The following is a 20,206-nucleotide window of genomic DNA, read 5'->3' as shown; positions in this document are numbered from 1 at the left end:
TCCTTTGTAAAGACAGCCTTGCGCCTGGCGGGCGGCAAAGCAAAATGCCGAGTGCCGGGCCTGCTGAGGCTTTGCGCTGGCATCGGGCTAGCGATGCGCAGGGGTGGCTCAAGGCCAGACCCGAAGCCCGCAGGGCGAGGGGCCGAGCGGACAGCGAGCCCCGCAGCGTAGCGGCCCACGCCCTCAGGCGGGGGAGCCCCCAAAAAGCAGTACCTGGGCTTACGGAGTCTGCAGCTCAATATCGGTAGGGGCTGCACGGGCAAAAGTTTTGTATTGAGCCGGGCGGGGGGGCTGCAATATTGCTGAACCAACAAACCCATAGCCATGAAAAAGTACTTCTTGCTATCCACATTGCTCTCCTTCTTCAATGCTGGGGAAAGCCAAGTCTACTACTATAAGTACAAAGATCAGCTGGAGGCTGGCTCGAAGATGATTGAAGCGGGCTACCACTTCACCTTGGAGCGCACCCCATCTGGCAAGGCGATCTACAAGCAATATTATCCGGAAACGGGTCAGATGACCCACTTCATCACCTTTGAGAACCAAAAGATGCAGGTGAAAGATGGCATCTACAGGGAGTGGTTCGACGACGGGGCGCTGGTGGTAGAGGGCACTTTTGCCAAGGGGCAGAAAGAAGGCCAATGGGTAGAGCACGATTGGTCGGGCACGTACACTGGCGGGCTGAAGAATGGGGTGTGGTCCCGTACAGGCCCTCAAGGCGGGCTTTTGCGGAAAGAGCATTACCAAGATGGGGTGCTGCATGGAAGGGCCATGGCCTTTGATACGGCAGGGCGGCTGGCCCTCGAGCAGCGCTACGAAATGGGGGAGCTGGCAGAGGTGGTACTGGACGAAAGGGCTGAAACGGTAGCGTCCCTTCCCCGGCTGTCCGGTTGTGAAGGGCTTGAGGGCAGCGATCAGGAAAAACAGGACTGTGCGGACAAGAAACTGATGGAGTTCATTCACGAGAACCTGCGCTATCCGGATATGGCGCGGAGGCTGCATGTAGAAGGGCGCGCTTTGGTCCGTTTTGTGATCGATGAGTACGGCAATGTAGTCGATGTGGTGTTTTTGAGGGGCCTGTGTGCTGCTATACAGCGCGAGTGCATACGGCTGCTGCAAAAGATGCCCAAGTGGGTGCCTGCTACGCAGGACGGTAGGCCGGTGAGGGTACAATTCGATCTGCCGATTGTATTTAGGCTAGAATAGTAAGCTCGGCGACAGGCTGCTGTGCGGTGGGCAGAGTTATTTTCCTGGGCGCCAATTTTAACACTTCGCTAATACCGATTAACAGCGCCTTAGTGGTATGGAGGGCGGGAAGCCGCTAATTTGAAGGCAAAAGTGCAGCTGTTGCGCAGCTGTTGACCAAAACCTTTGAGCTATGCGTTACCCATCCCTTATTTTCCCCCTTTTGGCAATAATGCTATTGGGCGCTTGCGCTGCCCCTCACAAATTGGTAGATCAGGGGCGTTATGACGATGCCATTGCCCAAACTGTGCGCCGGCTCGCTGGGCAGAAGCACAAGAAAGAAAAGCTGGTGCTGGCTTTGGAAGAAGCTTTTGCAAAGGCCAACAGCCGCGACCTGTCTGCCGCCGGCCGCCTCAAGCTGGAGGGGCGGCCAGAAAACTGGGCAGCGATCAACCGGCTCTACCGGGGCATCCGGGAACGGCAGGAAGCAGTGGCCCCCTTGCTGCCTTTGGTTGCCAAATCGGGCATACAGGCTGATTTCCGTTTTGCCCGCATAGACGAGCTGGAGCTGGAAAGCCGGGAAAAAGCTGCTGCCTATTATTACGGATCGGCACAGCAGCTGTTGTCCCGGGCGGAGCAAGGCGATAAGCAGGCTGCCCGCGAAGCCTTTGGCCGGCTAGAGTCGGCCCGCAGTTATTTCTCTGAATACCGGGATGCAGCTGTCCTTATGCAGCGGGCGCGGCAGCTCGGCACCACCCGGGTGCTGATGCAGGTCGAGCCTTCGCCGGCTATTGCACTGCCTGCGCGCTTGTCGGCACAGCTCAAGGCGATTGGCGTAGCAGAGATGAACCGGTTTTGGGAAAGCTGGCATACGGCCCCGGTGAAAGGGCTGGATTTCGATTACGAGGCAGTGGTGCGCATTGACCGGGTGGAGGTCACTCCCGGGCTGGTGCGCGAGCGGGCTTTCCAAGAAACCGCTACCGTGCAGGACGGGCTGGAGTATGTTTTGGACGAGCGAGGCAATGTGGCCAAAGATTCTTTGGGGAATGACATCAAACAGCCCAGATATGTGGAGGTTGTAGCTGAGGTGCTGCAGCAGACCCAACAACAGTCTGCCCGCCTTTCGGGCCGGTTGGAGTTTCGGGACTTGCGCAGCGGCACCCTGCTGGCTACGCAGCCCTTGTTTGCAGAAGCCCACTTTGAGCATGTGGCGGCCACTTTCCGGGGCGATGAGCGCGCCCTTAGCAAAGCCACCCGGCTCACATTGGGCCGGCCAGTCCCTTTCCCGCCGGGAGAAGCGCTTCTGCTGGAAGCTGCTGAACAATTGAAGCCGGCGGTGAAAGCCCGGTTGAGGGACGCCCGGGGGCTGCTGTAGGCCGCTTGGGCTGCGCCTAAGCGGCATAGGCACCCTTTCTGCAGCCGCAAGATGGCAGCAGCTCAAAATCTAAGGATACGGCTTAAACCCTGTTGCGCCTTTGTTGTTCCATTGCAAATCTTTTCGAGCGATGTTGCAAAAGTCTATGCTTTTCTTAGTTTTTGCCTTGTCTTCGGCAATGGCTTTTAGCCAAAAGGGCGATACTGCCGGTGTGGTACCCCCGGCAAGGGTTTTCGAGAGTGTGCAGGAAGTGACGATAGAGGGGCAGCGCATCAGCTTAGATGCTGAAGCGGGGACGCTCCTGCTACGGGACGAGAACGACGAGCCGATAGCCCATTTTGGTTATACATACTATCAGCGGCAGGGCGGTTCGCCCAGCCGGCCCATTGTTTTCGCTTTCAATGGCGGGCCTTTGTCGGCTTCTATCTGGCTGCACCTTGGCATTTTGGGGCCTAAGCGCGTGGTAGTGAACGACCCCGGCTACACTGGCCCTGCCCCCTATGCGCTGGTCAATAATGAATATGCAACCCTTGATATCGCAGATCTTGTGATGATCGACCCTGTAGGGGTGGGGCTGAGCAAGCCGGTGGGAAAGGCCAAGTGGAAAGACTTTTGGGGCGTAGACCAGGACATCCGCAGTATAGGCTTGTTCATTGAGCAGTTCCTGATTCAGGAAGGGCGGCTGAACAGCCCCAAATACCTCTTGGGGGAAAGCTATGGGACGTTCCGCAACGCTGGCCTGATGAAATACCTGCAGGACAAAGGCATAGCCATGAACGGGGTCATTATGGTATCTGCTGTATTTGAGCTGAACCACTTGTTGTTTGCGCCCGGTTACGATATGTCCTATCTCGTTTTTCTGCCTACTTATGCGGCCACGGCCTGGTACCACGGCAAAACCGCTTTTCAGGATCAGCCGCTCGAAGCTTTTCTGGACGAGGCCCGGCGTTTTTCAGAAGAAATCTATGCGCCTGCCTTGCTCAAAGGAGACCGGCTGACCGCTGCAGAGCGTCAATCGCTTGGCGAAAAGCTGTCGGCTTATACCGGGCTTTCTGCCGATTTCTGGCAAAGGGCTAATTTCCGGGTAGAAGCCGGGGAGTTTTTCCAGGAGCTGTTGCGCGGAGAGGGGCAGACCGTAGGCCGCCTAGATTCCCGGTTTACCGGGGTGAGCCCGGATGGTATTGGGCAGCGTGCAGACCGGGACCCACAGAGCGATGCCATTTCGGCACCTTATATCACGGCCTTCAAGCACTACCTGTACGAGGGCCTTGGGGTAGACCCCGCCCTTACCTACACTACGGGCGCTTACGGCAGGGAGGGCTTCAAATGGGATTGGGGCCACCAAGGCAACTACCGTTGGAACGCACAGGCGGTCATCAGCACTGCTCCGGATATGGCCGATGCGCTTTCAAAAAACCCTAACTTGAAGGTGCTTATCCTGAATGGCTACTATGACCTCGCTACGGTTTTTTACAGCGTAGAGCACACCATAAACCACCTCGGCCTGCCGGCACATATCCGGGACAACATCATCATGAAATATTATGAGGCCGGCCATATGATGTACACTCACAAGCCCTCAATGCAACAATTCCGCGAGGATGTGTCTTCATTTATCTTAGAGACTTCAGGGCTGAAGTAAACAATGCTGGCAAAGGTGGCTAAAGAAGGACTAACTTTATGCCACAACAGGCTTTTTCGTACAGATTTTTTATTAAAATTGCAGCCCAAATTTATACCCCACAATAACACTTTCGAAAAAGCCATAAGCCTTTTCTTATTCTAAGCGCTTATTGGGGCGTTGGCAACCGGCCAGAAAACTGCACTTTTGTGTTGGTGCTCCGTCCCGGGGAGGCTTCCCGCTTTATAAATGAAAACCGGGATCCTGTTTTTAGATTGTGCTGACTAAAAAAATGCTGGTTTTCGGCAAGAAGGCCAAAGCCCAACAAGCGATAAGAACCCATAACAGAAAGACAAACAAGACGGTATTTAAATATAAAGTTTTTTAAAATCATTCGACTAATAGATGAATACTACAAATGGAGCCCCGCTGCTAAAAGTTGGGGTGTTTTACGATGGCAATTACTTTTACCACGTTAGCAATTTTTACAATTACGTACACGAGCGCAAGACCCGGATCAGTATCAAGGGGCTGCACGAGTTTGTCCGCCATAAAGTAGCAGAGCTGGAAAGCGACGGCACCAACGTCAACCGCTGTCAGATCGTAGATGCACACTACTTCCGGGGGCGCCTCAGCGCTTCTGAGGTGAGCCACAAAGGCAAACAGCTGTATTACGAGCGTGTTTTTGACGACATCCTCATGTCTGAAGGGGTGACAACGCACTACCTGCCCCTTCGCAATAATGGCTATGGCCGCAAAGCGGAGAAAGGGATTGATGTCTGGCTCGCACTGGAGGCTTTTGAGCAGGTCATCCACAAACAGTTCGACGTGCTTGTCCTCATCGCTTCGGATAGCGATTACGTGCCCCTCATCCGTAAAGTCAACTCCCGGGGCACCCGGGTCATGGTCTTGTCCTGGGATTTTGAATACACCGACGACTACGGCAACCGCCGGTCTACACGTACTTCGCAAGACCTTCTCGAGGAGGTGACTTACCCCCTGGCGATGCACGAAATCATAGACAACCGCGTGACCCGGGATTCCTTTATCGTGAACAACCTCTTTGTGCCTAAAACCGATACCTACAAGCGGGATAATGGCCACAGCAGCAGCAGTAGCTATGAGGAAGAGGCCGAAGAGCAGGAGTACGAAGAGCCAAAGATCACCGTGTCCGAGGATGGCACTTTCCACAGCAGCACGATTTTATCTCTGAAGGAAGGCTTCGGTTTCATTGCCTACCCGCCCAATAATTTGTTTTTCCACCATTCTGAAGTACAGAACTGTGATTACAATGATCTTTTAGTCGGGGACATTGTGGAGTTCCGTATCGGCAAGAACGAGACTACCGGCCAAGATATCGCCATTGAGGTGTACTTGCAGGAAGACGAGGACCTGCCGATAGAGGATGAAGGGGAGGAAGCATAGCGGCCTGCCCAACAGAGCAGGCCGTCTGCGCTATCCTAGCGGGGCAGCCTGCGCTGTTGGGGCGTTATGCTTCAGCTTCTTCCGGCAGTAAAATGTTTAGCTGTTCCTCTATCCACGCTTTGTTGAGCACAGGGGCTTGTACTGCATTGAGGTCTTTCCGAAGCCGCCTTACAGCGCTCTTCTGTTGCCTGCCCGTCATATTAGAGGCTTCTGAAAGCCGTTTGCCAAACTGCAGGTAGTGCTTGACGCCGATCCGCAGGTCTGAGGACAGGCGGCGTGCCCTCAGCATGAATATCCGGAGGCTGTCCATCGTAGACTCCAACAGCTGAGTTTCGCCAAGCTCGTAGTAGATCTTCACCTGCAAAAACTTGGTCTTGAGCTTGTAATAGATGTTGGTGAAATCAACCTGCAGGAGCAGGCTCCTGGCTGAATCGTAGTCTTTTAAGTGGAAAAAAACGTTGGCCATGTTGTAGCGGTAGGCATTCTCCCTCCCGTGGGCCGGCAGTTTATCTGCATAATCTTTCACAAAGCGGGCGGCCCATTCATACTCCCTGACATTGCAGGCTACCGAGGTGATGTTGTTGTAGTTGACCTGCAGCATCTGCCCCCTCTGGATGAGGGTGCCCGTAGTCAAGAACATCTGGTATATCCGGAAGAGCTCTTCTTGGAAGTAAGGGCTGTGGGCGTTGACGCGCCGGATGCAAAAGTCTAACCTTACCTTATAGAGCTGCTCCAGGTCTTCCAGTTGAAGGCGGCTTTCATGCTCAGTGATCAGATCGGCCAGGGCTCTGTATTGGCTTTCATCCTCCATATTTGAAAGCACCTCGAGCGCCTGTTGGTGCAAAGGCCATACCGCTGTGCCCCACTCCCCTTCGGAGCGCTCCTGCACATATCGTTGTAATATCGGCAGCCAATCGTCGGTGTCTTTTGCCCCGTGCGCCACCCTAAGGCTTTTCAATGCTACGCCATACCGGAGCCGCAGGTGGGTATACCAGGCGTCAAGCCCGGAAATGGATGCCGTTATTGAAGGCACAGTGTACTGGTTTTCCAGGCTAGATAGGAACTTGTGCTCAAGCAGGGCGAAACGGTGCCGTTTCCGGTGGGTGGCAGGGTCGAAGGGGTCAGCAAGAGACAGCCCCTTGCGGGCTTTGTTCAGCCCAGCCCGGAAAATTGGGAAGACCTCCCTGCTCAAGGCCGCTTCCAACGCCAGCTCCTCTTCCATATCCTCATCTTCCAGCCCCAGTTGTGCAAGGAACCGATGCAGCAGTTGTGTCAGGTTGGACATGATGTTGTTGACCAGTGCTTCCCGGAAAGGCTCCCCGGGGAATAGCTCCGAAGACAGCTCCTGCTTGGTCACCTCCCCCCAGGATGACTGATGGAGGAGCAGATAATCCGCCAGGTATTGTGTAGGCTCGTGCTTGTTGAAGAAGGGCGAATGGACGAAATCCCGGAATCGGCTGAGCTCAGTAGGGGGCAGTGCGGAAAGGCTGCGGATCAACTTGCTTTTTGCAATGCGCTTCATTTTCTGAAAAATTTATAGCTAATAAGCTCTTTAAATATTGTTTATCAAATGTTTATATATTTTTAAACAAATTTAATTAGATAAAAATATAAAAAAGTGTACTGCTTTTCCTCCTTTCCCGCCCCTAATTTTGCCAAGTCTTTAAAAACCAATATTTCCTTTGCCCAACTGTGGCGGATGAGGAAATCAAAAGTTCTGTTTAACATCAACTGTATAAGCACACCACATGAAAAAGATCATTACACTACTGGCTATAGGGCTTTTCCCCTACCTGCCGCTTTCTGCTCAGGACGGCACTCCTGATTCCACTTTTGCCGGTGATGGCATTGCCCTGCTCGATTTCTTCGGGCAGACCGAAACGGGCAACGGTATTGTAGTACAGCCTGACGGCAAAATCCTTGCTGTTGCCTCTATGACACGCGACAACAACTTCGAGCTGGGCGTCGTCCGTATCAACGAAGATGGCAGCCTGGATTCTACATTCGCAGACAATGGCGCTTTCTTGTACGACAACCCCGGTGTGTCCGATCTCGGCTATGACATCAAGCTGCTCGAAGATGGCAGTATCCTGGCCTGCGGCTCTTTCGGGCTTGAGCCAGCTGATACGGATTTCTTTGTTTACAAGCTGACCAAGGATGGCTTGTTGGACTCTACGTTCGCAGAGAATGGCGCACGGGTTATCCGCACTGGGGCCGGCAACGATTATGCCCGCGCCATGGCGGTCAGTGAAGACGGCACCATCTTCTTGACCGGAGATACTGGCGTGCCCGGTTTTTCCTTTGCGAGCAATACCGTAGTGAAGCTGGATGCCGATGGCCATGTAGATAGCACTTGGGCCGATCAGGGGGCGTTCTTTTGGAATACAGACAGCACCCGCAACGAGAGCCTGCAGCTGGAGATATTAGCCGATGGCAACCTCGTGGTCTCTGGCCGTGCAGTGCCTGCCGGCTCAGACCGCATTGCACTGTACAAAGTGCTTGCAGATGGCACTGGCCTGGATACAACCTTCGGCACAGGCGGTGTGGTATTGGCCCCTTTTCAGGGCAAAGGCTACGGTATGACGGTGCACCCTAATGGCAATATACTCGTCGCTGGCAACAATCTCGGAGGCCAAGGATTTGATGCCGTAGTTGCTGCCTATAACCAAGATGGTACGCCCAACATGGCGTTCGGCACCAATGGGGCTACCCTCATGAACTATGGCATCAACGATGTCGGCCTCTCCATTGCGGTACAGCAAGATGGCAAGATCATCGTCGGGGGAGAAAGCGGGGGTACCTTCTTCTTTGGCCCGCCCCGTGCTTTCTTCTCTGCCCGCCTTGACGCCTTGGGCGTTGTGGATTCTACTTGGGGCGACAACGGCTTTGTGACTACCCCCACTTCTGATTTCTTCGCTTTTTCCAATGGCTGCACTGTACAGCCCGACGGCAAAGTGCTGCTCGTAGGCGCTACCGCTACCCCGCAGACGGGCAACGACCTCACCTTCATCCGCTACGGCAACTTCATTGACCAAGATATGGACGGCGTACGCTTTGACCAAGACTGCGACGACCTCGATGCTGCGGTCTTCCAAGAGGTGGAGCTGTTTGTCGATGCAGACGGCGATGGCTATGACGATGGGCAGGCGGTAATCTGTATGGGAGACGAGGTGCCAGCAGGCTACACAATGGAGACCAATGGCACCGACTGTGATGATACCGACTCAGAAGCATTTCAGCTGGCCCTCCTGTTTGTCGATGCAGACGGCGATGGCTACGATGATGGACAGCAGGAGGTGTGTTTTGGCACAGCAGCCCCTGATGGGTTCTCTGAAGAATCAGCAGGCAGTGACTGCGACGATACCGATCCGGAGACGTTTCAGCTGGCCCTCCTGTTTGTCGATGCAGATGGCGATGGCTATGATAATGGCAGGCAGGAAGTATGTTTTGGCACAACAGCCCCTGATGGGTTCTCTGAAGAATCAGCAGGTGATGATTGTGATGATGACAACCCCGATATCTTCCCCGGGGCAGAAGAGATCCCGAACAACGGCGTAGATGAAGATTGTGATGGCATGGACCTGGTGGTCAGCGTCCGGGAGACAGCGCTGGCGTCCCGTTTCGAGCTTTACCCCAACCCTGCAAGCGGCACTGAAGTAGTACTCGAGGTAACTGGCCCAGCCGTACAGGCCCAGGCGGTACAGCTCTTGGATGCTACCGGCCGTCAGTTGCAGCAGCTGGCACTTGATTTCAATCAAAACCAGGCCGTGATCAATATTGCTGGCCTGCCAGCCGGCTTATATATCCTGGCTATTCAAACCGCAGAAGGCGTAGCTGCCAAGCGGCTGATCGTAGAATAGGAAACACACAAATAGGCACATAAAAGGGGCTGGCTTTTTGTGCCAGCCCCTTTATAGCAACAGGGAGAGGGCTCATCAAAATCCGTAATTTTGAAACCAAACGCAGCTTCCGGGGGCTTGGCTCCTGCCGCTGCCTCTTCCATTTGAGCACTCTGGGCACATCCAATAATGCCTGAGGGCTATTGCCCAGCTTGCGGGCAGCTAAAGTGTATGCTATGCTAAGAACCTGTTTATACCTCATCCTTTTATCCGCCGCATGGGTGCAGCTGCCTGCACAACAAAACCTCATCCCGGACCCAGGGTTTGAAGACTGGGACGGCACCACGGGCTTCCCGGCAACCATGTCTGGGCTTACGCATTGGTACAATGCCAACGGTACTACAGATCATCACCATGTAGATAACGGCGCAGGCTCCAACCTGACCGGGCTGGATACTACCTGCGCTGTGGGCCAGGGGTTCACCAATTGCGGCTTCCCTTTTGCCGGGGGGGGAGTCCTCGGCGCTTGGAAAGGCAATGGGCCCGACGGGTCCAAAGAGTGGGCAGGCACAGAACTGCTTGAGCCCCTCGTGCCCGGCGAGTGCTACGAAATTTCGTTCTGGGTACAGAATAAAAAAGACCGCCCGGGCCAGCTCATGGAGACCAACCAATGGGGCGTTTGCTTCTCTGAGTCCCAGCTGCCGGCTTTCAACCCCAACCTCTCAGATTTTTCTTTCTACGAGAACCAATGGGTCGCTACTCCTCAAGTCATTGCTGGGAGCGAGTGGCAAAAGGTAGAGCTGACTTTTACAGCCGACGCGCCTTACCGCTACCTCTTCATCGGTTTTATGGGCAATGTGGCGGATGCCACTTACAACGCTTACACGGATGCCTTCATGATCGGCTTCTACGCTTGGTTCGATGAAGTCTCCGTTCGGCAGGTCTCGGTAGAAGTACCGGAAGACCAAGCCCTATGCCCTGGCGACAGCATTCAGTTGGAGTTCGCCTCCAATTATCCCCTGAGCTGGGAAAATGGGGCTTCATCAGGTACCGCCAGCACGGTTTGGGCCGCTCCTGACGGGCCTGTGACCTACCGGGTGACCGCTACAGGGGAGTGGGGCTGTACGGCTGTTGATTCTGTACAGCTTTCTATTATACCGCCCCAGCTGGAAACCTATTCAGCGCTCCTGTGCACGGCCTCGGAGGCGGTACAGCTCGGGGGCGGCGAGGCCGGCACCTGGTCTGGGCCAGGGGTTTCAGGCCCGGCCAATGGCGTTTTCGACCCTCAGGCTGCCGGCCCAGGGGTAGTAGATGTGTTTTTTGATGCAGATGCAGGCTGCGCTTCAGACCGGGTAGTCAGTGTCGAAATATTGGAAGCGCCTTCCCCGGTATGGTCTTTCACTACTGTTTCGGGCTGTGCCCCGCTCGAAGTCTCCTTTTCTGACCAAGGCCAGGAGCCCGGCATGTCCTACCAATGGGCATTCGGCGATGGCGGTGTATCAGAAACCCCGCTTGCCGCGGTGCATACCTACGCTGATACCGGCACCTTCGACCTCAGGGTGAGCGTTACCTACTTCGAAGGCTGTACCGTGCAGGACTCCATCCCCGAGGCAGTTAGGGTTTACCCTCAGCCAGAAGCAGCTTTCAGTTTTACCCCTGAAGCCCCCGACCGCGTCAACAACGAGGTGAGCTTCATAGATGAGACACAGGCCTTGGTCTACCAGTGGGAATGGTCGTTTGGTGATGGCGCTTTCAGCTCATCTCCCGCCCCCCTGCACACCTATCTGCAGCCCGGCCAGTACGAAGCGGGCTTGGTCGTCACAGCTGCAGGCAATTGCCAAGACAGCACCACTCAGCTCATAACCGTCGATAACGCAGTGCGCATCTATTCGCCTTCCGCTTTTTCCCCCAACGACGACGGGGTCAACGACTATTTCGGCATTGGTTATATAGGCTTGCTTTATGGGTACCAGCTCAATATCTATGACCGATGGGGCGGGATGATTTTTGAGTCTACAGATCCAGATGCTAAATGGGACGGGCTGGCAGCAGACGGCACGCCCGCTGGCACAGGCACCTACACCTACGTCATCGCCTACAGTGTCTTCCCGGATGAAAGCCCAGACTTGCTCACCGGTGAACTTTTGATAGTTAGATAGACTTTTTTGCCCCGGCCTGTTCTTGACAAGCTGGGGCTTTTTCTTTTACAACGATCGCAGGCACAGCCCATCTGCCATTGTTCTTTGGGGCCTACCCCTGCCTGACGGGCAGGGGTCGCTACGTTCCGGGGCTCGCTGCCCGCTCGGCCCTGCCGGGCTTGCCACCCCTCCACATCGCTAGTCCGATGCCATGGTAGAAGCAGCTCAAGGCCAAAAGGGGAGGGGCTTCCCAGTGGAGAGCGCGCATGTATCCGGCTTGCCGGCTGCGCGCTGTCTACCCTGTTACGGAAAGGCCGGGCAAACGTAGGCTGCCGGCCGCAGTCAACGTTTGGCCCGCTAAAGGTGAAAGCGCCTGTACGCAGCCCAGCAGTAACAGGATTTGCTGCTAAATACATAGCCCATCAGTTCCAGTAGGTGCCATCCAGCCCAGCCACAGTGCCCAGCCACAGCCCGATCAGGTAAACCAGGAAGGTGAGTAAAAAACCCATTGCCCCCTTCCAGCCCTCAGCCTGTCTCAATGGGGCCAGCAAGTAGGCGCATACGCCACAGGCAGCCCCTGCAATAGGCACAACGATCAACGGCCTTGCCATCCAATATGGGCCCCATCCTGGGCTGCCCTCATCCGCTGAGAACAGAAATGCTGCGATCAGGAAAAGCCCGATCAGGGCGCCAGTTGTTGCGCTTCTCCAAAGCGCAGGCTCCTGCAGGAGCCGGTAAAGGGAAAACGTGGCAATCTTCATACTTTAGGTTTTAAACTACTTTGAAAAACAAAGTAAAGAGTAAAAAAATTATTTGAGCTGCCGGATCAGTGCCTCTAGTGCAGCCAGGTGGCTCTCAAACGCTTCCCTGCCTTTAGAGGTCATGGCATAAGTAGTCTGTGGCTTCCGCCCTGCAAAAGTTTTGCTGACCCTGATGAACCCAGCCTTTTCTAATCCGTGCAAATGGCTGGACAAGTTCCCATCCGTTACTTCGAGCAGGGCCTTGAGCTCATTGAACCCCATATTATCATTAACGGCCAGCATGGACATGGCCCCGAGCTTTACCCGGTTCTCAAACTCCTTGCGCAATCCTTCTATTGGGCTCTTCATGGCTCATGCTTCCAGTGAACATAAAAGCCGAACCCGATATGCAGCCAGCCAAAACCAAGGCTCCAAAGCAGCAGGCTGTGGGCTGGCCAGGCCACAGCCATCAGCCCTAGGGCGGTCTGCAATACGCCCAGCTTCTTTATGTAAGCGGCGGTGTACTTGCTGGCGTTGATCAGCGCCAGCCCGTAAAAGGCCAGCATACTGCCAGAAAGCAGTCCCAGATAGCCTTGTTCCAGCAGGAGCAGGGTAAAAACCCCGCCGGCCAGCAGCGGCAAGCCTAAGCTGCTGAGCAGTAGCCGCACCGGCCTGCTGTTGATGCGCTCCCCATGCCGGCGCGCATTCCGGTAGCTGAGCAGCCCTGCGGTCAAAAGTGCCAAGCTGAGGATGAGCAGGGCGGTAAATACCATAGCCCCTTTTGCTCCAGCAGGCAGGAAGTATACCTCCGCCGCCCAAGCGCCTGCCAATGCGTAGGCACCGGCCAATACCCCGGAGATGCCAGATATGGAAGTAAATCGGGTGCTCCGCTCCATGAGCGACCGGATAGCCCGCAAATTTTGGTCTATTGTATCCATAAAGTACTTTGAAACGCAAAGTTAATAATAAAGGAAGGCAGCTGGGGTTCGAAAGTTGCGAGATAGGAGGGTAGTATAAGGCATAAAAAAAGCCCACAGGCTATGCCTGCAGGCTTTTGGGCGGAGGAGGAGGGATTCGAACCCCCGATGGGCGTAAACCCATGCCGGTTTTCAAGACCGGTGCATTCAACCGCTCTGCCACTCCTCCTGAGTGCTTTTTTTCGAAAGCGATGGCAAAGATAAAGGGTTTGCTGAAAAGCTACAAGGGCCAGTGGAAAATAATTCTCAAAAAAAGCAGAGCGCCTTGCAAGTGCCTGCAGGTGAATAAATTGCCGGGCTAAAAAATCCAGTACAAAAGGCAGGCACCGGCAAATCCGGTCAGCGCAAGCAGGGTAATCATCACCGTCCAAGATTGGAACGTTTGTTTTTCGTCCAGCCCGAGGTAAGACTTTACGAGCCAGAAGCCGCTGTCATTGACATGGGAGAGGACAGAAGCCCCGGATGCTGTAGCTATGGCCAGTGCGGCCAGTTGGCCAGGAGACGGGCTGCTGCCGGCCAGCAAGGGGGCACATAGGCTAGCCCCTGTGATCATAGCAACCGTGGCAGAGCCCTGTGCTACCCGGACCAAGGCTGCGGACAGGAAGGCGAACAGTATGACCGGCAGCCCGTAGGCCGCCATGCCGCTGGCAATTTGTTCGCCCGCCCCGGTATCGACCAATACTTGTTTGAACACCCCCCCTGCCCCGGTGAGCAGGATAATGCTCCCTGCGGGTTGTAAAGATTGGGCGCTCACTTGCAGCAGCTCGGCAGGTTTTTTCCCTTTTTTTATGCCAAGCCAGTACCAGGCCAGCAGGTTGGCCAGCAGGAGGGCTGTAAAGGGGTGCCCCAAAAAAACGACAAGCGGGGGAGGTGCAGGCAGTAGGCTGCCGGAGATGGTCTGCGCCAAGATAAGTACAATCGGCAGGCCGATAATTGCAAAAAAAGGCCCGGGGGAAGAGGTGGCGGCTGCAGCAGAGGGCCCTTCATCTGCTGCCGGTGGGGCAGGCACCTTGATTTGGCGGCTGATGTACCGGCCATAGAATAGCCCTGCTACAAGCACTGCGGGCAGCCCGGCAAGGGCACCGGCTAAGATGACCCACCCCAGGTCTGCGCCAAGGATGTCTGCTACAGCGATTGGGCCAGGCGTGGGCGGGATAAAGGTGTGGGTTGCAGCCAGCCCCGCGAGGAGTGGGATGCCGTATTTCAGTAGCGACTCTCCCGTACGGCGCTGTAGTGCGTAAACAATGGGCACGAGTATGATGAAGGCAACGTCAAAAAAAACAGGGATGGCTACCACAAAACCAGTGAGTACCATCGCTAGCGGGGCCTGGCCTGCCCCAAAACGCTGTAACAGGAAACTGGCAATAGCCTTCGGCCCGCCCGCCTGTTCGAGGAGGCTGCCGAAGATAGCGCCCAGCCCCACAACAGTGGCCACAAAGCCGAGGGTGCCGCCCATGCCTTCCTGCATGCTGCGCAGCAGGGCTGCAGCCGGCAGCCCGCCGAGGATGCCCGCCACCATGCTGGCTATGAGGAGCGAGAGGAAAGCCGGCAGCTTGAACCGCAAAATGAGGGCCAGGAGCAGGGCAATTCCGGCCAGGGTGCCCATTATAGGTGTCATTGTCATTGTCGAGTTGCAGTTAAGTGTTGAAGGAGGCTCTTTGCGATATCGGCTGCGGGCTGTTGAATGCTGTAACGCAGGGCTATGTGCGGGGGCTCCAGGTCGTCAAACTGAGATTGCAACAAGGCGGGCGGCATGAAATGGCCTTGGCGGGATTGGAGCCGCGCGGAAATGTGCTCGAAAGTCCCTTCCAGGTAAACCCAGTGTACCTGCCCGGGCAGTCCGGCCGAGAGCTGTTCCCTATACCGGGCTTTAAGGGCGGAGCAGGCTACAGCCAAAGATTTCCCAGAGGACAAATGCTCTTGCACGAACAAGTGGATAGCGGACAGCCAGCCGCTGCGGTCTTGGTCGTCGAGCGGATAGCCCGAGCTCATTTTTTTGATATTGGCTGGAGGGTGGAAGTCGTCCCCATCATAGAAAGGGATGCCCGATTGCTGTTGGAGCAGCTTCCCGACGGTAGTCTTGCCGCTGCCGGAAACGCCCATTAGGTAGATAACGGTGGGGCGGTGTGGGATAGACAACATAATGCTTATTTAAAGCGAAGCGACATCCAGCATTTTCCGGATGGTTTTCCAGTTGCGTGTAGTGAGTGGGGCATCGAGTATTTTTTCCAGGTAGTTGTTGTTCAGCTTTGCCCTGCCATAGCCGTCCGGGCAATGCAGGTAAACACCATGGGCGCCAGCCTCGAACTCTTCCCTGCCGCAGTCCAGGCTTTGCAGCCGCTGCAAGTGTTCAGGTGGAGGCGGGGCCTGCCATAGGCTGGCCAAGACCTTGGTAGGCGCTTGCGCTGCTGCTTCGGCAAAGGGCAGCTTTTTATGCAATACCGACAATGCTTGCCGGCTGAGCGTGCAGGCGGGGACTTCAAAGCCAAAGCGGTTTAAGATACACTGCTGCACCTTTTGGCTGACCTGAGCGGGGCTGCCTTCTGTGGACTGTAGGGCTATATTGCCGCTTTGAATATAGGTGCGGACGTTAAGGAAGCCTCCCTGCTCCAAGGCTTCCCGTAGCTCGGCCATTTTCACAGGCCTTTGCCCGCCAACGTTGATGCCCCTCAAAAAAACTACAAAGGTTTGCATAAGCCAGATTTATTTCAATAAAACAAATTGGGGCTCCGCCAGGCTATTGTTTTCCTCATCCAGAATTTCCACTACAAACTGAACTGGGCGCAAAGGAGTGTGCAGCTCGGCCAGGGGGAAAAACAGCCGGATGGGAGACAGCGCAAAAGAGACCGGAGTAGAAGCAGGCGGGATTTCGTGCCGGGCGCCCACGCTGCCATCCGGCAGTGCCATCAGCCCATTTGTATCTTTTATTGGCAGCCCGTTTGGGAAGGCAGCACGCACCTGCACGAAGCAGCTGGCTTTGGGGTGGGCAGGGAGAAATGGCTTCACCTGCAGCTCGGCCCCTTTCTGGCCAAACCTAAATGCGATAGAGACATTGGCTTCCTCAATGCGTGCTGGACGAGGCTGTTGTTTGATCGTGAGGTTTTGGGCTGCACTTTGCTCAGCGGAGGCCGCGAGCGCTTCGGCTTGGGCCTGAGGCATTTTGTAGCTTTTGAGCAATCGGGCGATCTGCTCATCAGAAAGGGAGTTGGCCGGCAGGGGCACTGCTGACGCCCCTGCCCCTATTTTTGAGGGCTCTGCTGTCCCTTCTTCTTCCAAAAGGTAAACCCCTCCGATCGCGCCCGCTGCGACAAGCCCGGCAATGATCTGATTGCGGTTGGGCTTGCGCATGATGCTCTTGAGCAGCAGCCCCATCTCGTCCGCTGTGGCAGCGGCAGCCCCTTTAGGAAGGACGAAACCAATTTTGGCCTGTGCCGGCAGCTGTGCGATTTTCTGGCTGTTGCTGATCTGGGTGCCTCGTTTCAGCGCTTCTTTATAGTAGGCAGAATAGCTGCTGCTTTTGTATACCTGCTCTTGCTGTCCGGCCCAGATGAGGAGGTCGCTGGTCGAGACAGGTTGTAAGGGCGGCGGCTTTGGGGGGGCAGGCGTAGGCCCGCCACAAGCAAGGAAGAGGCATGCCGCCAACAGGCTGGTCAGGAGGCTTTTCATAAGTACGGTTTGTATTGGGCGATGTAGTGCTTTGCGATGTCCAGCCCTTGTCCGGCGGCAGCCTCCCAATCGCTGACTGCAGCGGGGATATCCTCGAGGTAGCGGGCATAAGCGATGCCCCGGTTGAGCAGGGCGAGCGGGTGCCCCGGCACTTGTGCCAATGCCTGAGCGTAGTCTTCGAGGGCTCCGGCGGGGTCAGGCGCCTCTAAGGAGCAGCGGGCAACGCCCCTTTCGATATAGGCTTCTGTAAAATCGGGAGCAGCATCAATACAGCGGGTCAGGAATTGAATGGCTTGTTCTGTGCGGCCGTTTTGCTGCGCTTTTTGGGCGAGCAGGAACAGATCTACCGCCAACTGCTTGCGTGGAGTGCCCCCTTGTCCTTTGTCGAGGTGGGCAAGGGCTTGCAGCACGCCCATGCTGATTTTGTTCCTGGCATGGTCGAGGTGTTCGGCTGGGAGCAGCCCGAGCAGGTAGTTCTGCTCTTTTTCAGCGAGGAGGCGCTGAAAAGAGAGGGCCTCCGGTGTGCCCAGCCAATTGGCGTAGGCATCCACAGCCCTTTTGAGTTGCCCTTTTGCAATGTATTGTTTTATGGTGTCAGCATCCATATCCGGGGACCTGCCCGCTCTTTTAGTGCGGGCAGATTCCAAGTTACGAAAATGTCGCCCTAAATAACAATTCTGGCTGGGCATAGGCAGCAGGCCCTTTAAAAACCGGAGTATTTGCGGTAGGTGCAGGCGTGTTCCGGTTCATGTACTGTAGCAGGCCCTGAGCAGCAGTCCTGACTAGTGGCTGCCCGGAGAGGTCTTCCAGGGGTTTGACGCCGCCTATGCTCAGGGTATTCACTTCAGAGAGCACACGGAGCCCTTCATCGTCAACTAGAGTATCCATTCCGAACATCACAATGCCCAAGGGGAGGAGCGCTCTCGACAGTTCCTTCACCATCCACTGCTCGCGTTCGTCTGCTTGTGAAAGCACGGCCTGCCCCCCCTGTGCGGCGTTGCAGAGCCAAGACCCTTTTGGGGGGATGCGGAGGACGGCCCCTAAAATTTGGCCATTAATGACGATGACCCTTTTATCGCCTTTCCGGACATTGCGCAGGTAGCGCATGCCCAGGTACCCGCCCTGGCCAAAGCCGGTTTCCAGCACATGCCGGTAAGCTTCCAGGGGGCGGTAGCGGCGGTTGTCCATTACCCGCCCGTCTTTTATCCTGAGGATGCCCTGGCCGCCATAGCTGTGCAGAGGCTTGAGGACAATGGGGAAGGCGGACTGCATATCCATCACATCGCTCATGTTCTGGCACAGGCGGGTATCGGGGCTGAGCTGAGGCCACTGCGTCAGGAAGGCTTTGGAGGAGGTAGCTTCAATACCGCTAGGCCGGTTGAAGATCCGCTGCTCATCGATGGTATTGCGCAGGAAAGCGAAGAAACCGTCTGGTATAGGATAGGGGAGGCGGAGCCAGACCCAATCGTACTCACGGATGTCAGCGGGGACGGTCTCCTGCATGAACCGGTAAGGGCCGTGCTGAAACGCCATTTCCCCTTCCAGGCTCCAAGCGCGCACCGATGTAGTGGAAAAATGGTAGAAGAAGCCATCATTGGCAGGGTTGCCCCGGCTGGCCACATGAATGGAAGAAATGCCCGGCAGCTTGCGCAGCTCGCTGCAGAGGGCATACACGGAGTTGTGCTCCGAATGATTGCGGTGGTCGGTCAGGACCAGTACGCTAAGGTCATTTTTCATGCAATCTCTGCTACGAAGTTAGAACCAGGCCTTAGCGTATATCAGGAGTTTGTTTCTATTGTAAATCAATGCTTTATGAATATGGCTTCCTCGCTAAACTCAAATTTAGCGGTTTGGCCAGAACCCTGCTGCCATGCTGGCACAGCAGGGGGCATAAATACTTGATTTTATGACGAAACCGCTCCAAACAAGCGCTTCGTATTGCTGTTCAGGCAAAAGTATGGCCCGGTGCTTACGTAGACGGGGTCAAATTGGCTAACTTTCCGTTCAAATGCAATACCTATGAGGCAATCTCCCCTACTTGTTTTATTCGTGACGATATTCATCGACTTGTTGGGGTTTGGCTTGATCATACCTATCCTTCCTATTTATGCGAACGAGCTTGGGGCATCAGGCGCAGAGATCGGCCTGGTCGCAGCCAGTTTTTCGTTTATGCAGTTCTTGATCGCCCCATTTTGGGGCAACCTCAGCGACCGAATGGGGCGGAAGCCCATTCTGCTCATCAGCATTTTGATCACCGGGATAGGGTATTTGGTGTTTGCGCATGCTGCCACCCTGAGCCTTCTGTTCCTGGCCCGTATTGTGGCAGGCATAGGCTCGGCCAATATTTCGGCTGCTCAGGCATACATCAGCGATATCACGCCGCCCGACAAGCGGGCAAGGGCTTTTGGCATCATTGGAGCAGCTTTCGGGCTGGGCTTCATCTTTGGCCCGCCCCTTGGGGGCTTCCTCAAGAGCGCTTACGGCATTGCTTCGGTCGGGTACACGGCTGCTGCTTTCTGCGGGGCTAATCTGCTGATGGCTTATTTCCTTTTAGGCGAAAGCCTGAAGGAGCCCCGGAAGGCAGCCGGGCCGCTGTTCGAAAACCCATTGGCCGATTATCGCTATGGCCTGGGCAAGCCGGTCATTGGAGAGCTGTTGACGATCAACTTTATTTTTATAGCTGCCTTTTCTCTAATGACCGTTTCAGTGGCACTGCTTTGGGAAGAGCACTATGGGCTGAGCGAAGCTCAGGTAGGCTACACCTTTGCTTTCCTCGGGGTAGTCACGGCCATTGTACAGGGCGGGCTTGTGGGGTGGGCTTCCCGCACTTTTGGCGACCGCAAGCTTTTGGTGGCGGGCTATGTGTTGATGTTTGTTGGCCTTACTGCCCTTCCATTTATTCCCGTATCCCTTTTTATCCCTTTAGAACTTTTGGCGATTGTGGTCATTGCGCTGGGGAATGGGGCTTTGACGCCTACCATCACATCTTTGCTGTCGAAGGCGGCAGGGGAGGGGGAGCAAGGGCGCATACTAGGGCTTGGGCAGTCGGTGAGTTCATTGGGGCGGGTCATTGGCCCATTTCTTGGGGGCTGGCTCTATGGCCTGCATTATCAGCTGCCTTACTTGGGGAGTGGAGCCTTGATGATCGTCTGCCTGCTGTTGGCAGTCCGGCTTATTCAGCGCCGCCTTTCTCCTCCTGCAGGGGCTTAGGGGAGGCATACAGCTCAGCGGAATTAGCTG

The 20,206-nt window shown here is 55.4% G+C and carries 17 protein-coding genes and 1 tRNA gene; 7 read left to right on the top strand and 11 right to left on the bottom strand.

All coding sequences use genetic code 11. From position 1 onward, the window contains the following. The first annotated feature begins 324 nt into the window (after positions 1-324). The 4 genes from FRY97_RS00585 to FRY97_RS00570 all read left to right on the top strand — a co-directional run bounded on the left by FRY97_RS00585 (position 325) and on the right by FRY97_RS00570 (position 5,606). Complete coding sequence (locus FRY97_RS00585; RefSeq protein WP_147165467.1) at positions 325-1,206, top strand: energy transducer TonB; 882 nt, start codon at positions 325-327, stop codon at positions 1,204-1,206. 172 nt (positions 1,207-1,378) lie between these two features. Then, positions 1,379-2,560, top strand: a complete 1,182-nt coding sequence (locus tag FRY97_RS00580; protein ID WP_147165466.1) for a hypothetical protein — start codon at positions 1,379-1,381, stop codon at positions 2,558-2,560. A gap of 145 nt (positions 2,561-2,705) precedes the next feature. After that, positions 2,706-4,202: a S10 family peptidase gene (locus tag FRY97_RS00575; protein ID WP_211356776.1), complete on the top strand. Its 1,497-nt coding sequence runs from the start codon at positions 2,706-2,708 to the stop codon at positions 4,200-4,202. A 384-nt stretch (positions 4,203-4,586) separates the two neighbouring features. Next, positions 4,587-5,606, top strand: coding sequence for an NYN domain-containing protein (locus FRY97_RS00570; protein WP_147165464.1), 1,020 nt, complete (start codon positions 4,587-4,589; stop codon positions 5,604-5,606). Between the two features lie 64 nt (positions 5,607-5,670). Here the strand turns inward: FRY97_RS00570 and FRY97_RS00565 are convergent, their stop codons facing one another. Then, positions 5,671-7,128 carry a hypothetical protein gene (locus tag FRY97_RS00565; RefSeq protein WP_147165463.1) on the bottom strand — a complete coding sequence of 486 codons (1,458 nt, stop codon included), beginning with the start codon at positions 7,126-7,128 and terminating at the stop codon, positions 5,671-5,673. A gap of 226 nt (positions 7,129-7,354) precedes the next feature. On the opposite strand from FRY97_RS00565, the gene FRY97_RS00560 reads away from it, so the two are divergent. Together FRY97_RS00560 and FRY97_RS00555 are read left to right on the top strand one after the other, a co-directional pair. Then, the gene (locus tag FRY97_RS00560; protein WP_147165462.1) at positions 7,355-9,466 is read left to right on the top strand and encodes a T9SS type A sorting domain-containing protein; all 2,112 of its coding nucleotides are present in this window, start codon (positions 7,355-7,357) and stop codon (positions 9,464-9,466) included. Positions 9,467-9,681: 215 nt separating this feature from the next. Continuing rightward, positions 9,682-11,604, top strand: a complete 1,923-nt coding sequence (locus FRY97_RS00555) for a PKD domain-containing protein (RefSeq protein ID WP_147165461.1) — start codon at positions 9,682-9,684, stop codon at positions 11,602-11,604. Positions 11,605-12,005: 401 nt separating this feature from the next. Here FRY97_RS00555 and FRY97_RS00550 read toward each other — a convergent pair whose 3' ends face one another. The 10 genes from FRY97_RS00550 to FRY97_RS00505 all read right to left on the bottom strand — a co-directional run bounded on the left by FRY97_RS00550 (position 12,006) and on the right by FRY97_RS00505 (position 18,703). After that, entirely contained in the window at positions 12,006-12,344 is a 339-nt protein-coding gene (locus tag FRY97_RS00550; RefSeq protein WP_147165460.1) for a potassium transporter KefB, read from the bottom strand. Positions 12,345-12,392: 48 nt separating this feature from the next. After that, on the bottom strand, positions 12,393-12,692 hold the full coding sequence (locus FRY97_RS00545; RefSeq protein WP_147165459.1) for a winged helix-turn-helix domain-containing protein: 300 nt from the start codon (positions 12,690-12,692) through the stop codon (positions 12,393-12,395). Beyond that, on the bottom strand, positions 12,689-13,261 hold the full coding sequence (locus FRY97_RS00540; RefSeq protein ID WP_147165458.1) for a hypothetical protein: 573 nt from the start codon (positions 13,259-13,261) through the stop codon (positions 12,689-12,691). Before FRY97_RS00540 ends, FRY97_RS00545 begins: the two co-directional genes overlap by 4 nt. A 121-nt stretch (positions 13,262-13,382) precedes the next feature. Next, positions 13,383-13,469, bottom strand: a tRNA-Ser gene (locus FRY97_RS00535). A 129-nt stretch (positions 13,470-13,598) separates the two neighbouring features. Further along, positions 13,599-14,918, bottom strand: coding sequence for a GntP family permease (locus FRY97_RS00530; RefSeq protein ID WP_246141492.1), 1,320 nt, complete (start codon positions 14,916-14,918; stop codon positions 13,599-13,601). A gap of 2 nt (positions 14,919-14,920) precedes the next feature. Further along, positions 14,921-15,442, bottom strand: a complete 522-nt coding sequence (locus FRY97_RS00525) for a gluconokinase (RefSeq protein WP_147165456.1) — start codon at positions 15,440-15,442, stop codon at positions 14,921-14,923. Positions 15,443-15,451: 9 nt separating this feature from the next. Continuing rightward, the gene (locus FRY97_RS00520; protein WP_147165455.1) at positions 15,452-15,994 is read right to left on the bottom strand and encodes a DUF1697 domain-containing protein; all 543 of its coding nucleotides are present in this window, start codon (positions 15,992-15,994) and stop codon (positions 15,452-15,454) included. Positions 15,995-16,003: 9 nt separating this feature from the next. Next, entirely contained in the window at positions 16,004-16,966 is a 963-nt protein-coding gene (locus FRY97_RS00515) for a hypothetical protein (protein WP_147165454.1), read from the bottom strand. Continuing rightward, on the bottom strand, positions 16,963-17,517 hold the full coding sequence (locus FRY97_RS00510; protein ID WP_170254433.1) for a tetratricopeptide repeat protein: 555 nt from the start codon (positions 17,515-17,517) through the stop codon (positions 16,963-16,965). The genes FRY97_RS00515 and FRY97_RS00510 overlap by 4 nt, the downstream gene beginning before the upstream one ends. Before the next feature lie 97 nt (positions 17,518-17,614). Continuing rightward, a complete protein-coding gene (locus tag FRY97_RS00505) occupies positions 17,615-18,703 on the bottom strand; it encodes an ATP-grasp domain-containing protein (protein ID WP_147165452.1) in 1,089 nt (362 codons plus the stop codon). Positions 18,704-18,985: 282 nt separating this feature from the next. Here FRY97_RS00505 and FRY97_RS00500 point away from each other — a divergent pair, with 282 nt between their 5' ends. Further along, on the top strand, positions 18,986-20,176 hold the full coding sequence (locus FRY97_RS00500) for an MFS transporter (RefSeq protein ID WP_147165451.1): 1,191 nt from the start codon (positions 18,986-18,988) through the stop codon (positions 20,174-20,176). Positions 20,177-20,206: the final 30 nt, after the last annotated feature.

Origin of the sequence: Phaeodactylibacter luteus (assembly GCF_007993045.1) — a bacterium.
GTDB classification, from domain to species: Bacteria; Bacteroidota; Bacteroidia; order Chitinophagales; family Saprospiraceae; genus Phaeodactylibacter; species Phaeodactylibacter luteus.
This window is presented reverse-complemented; position numbering and strand designations above follow the sequence as displayed.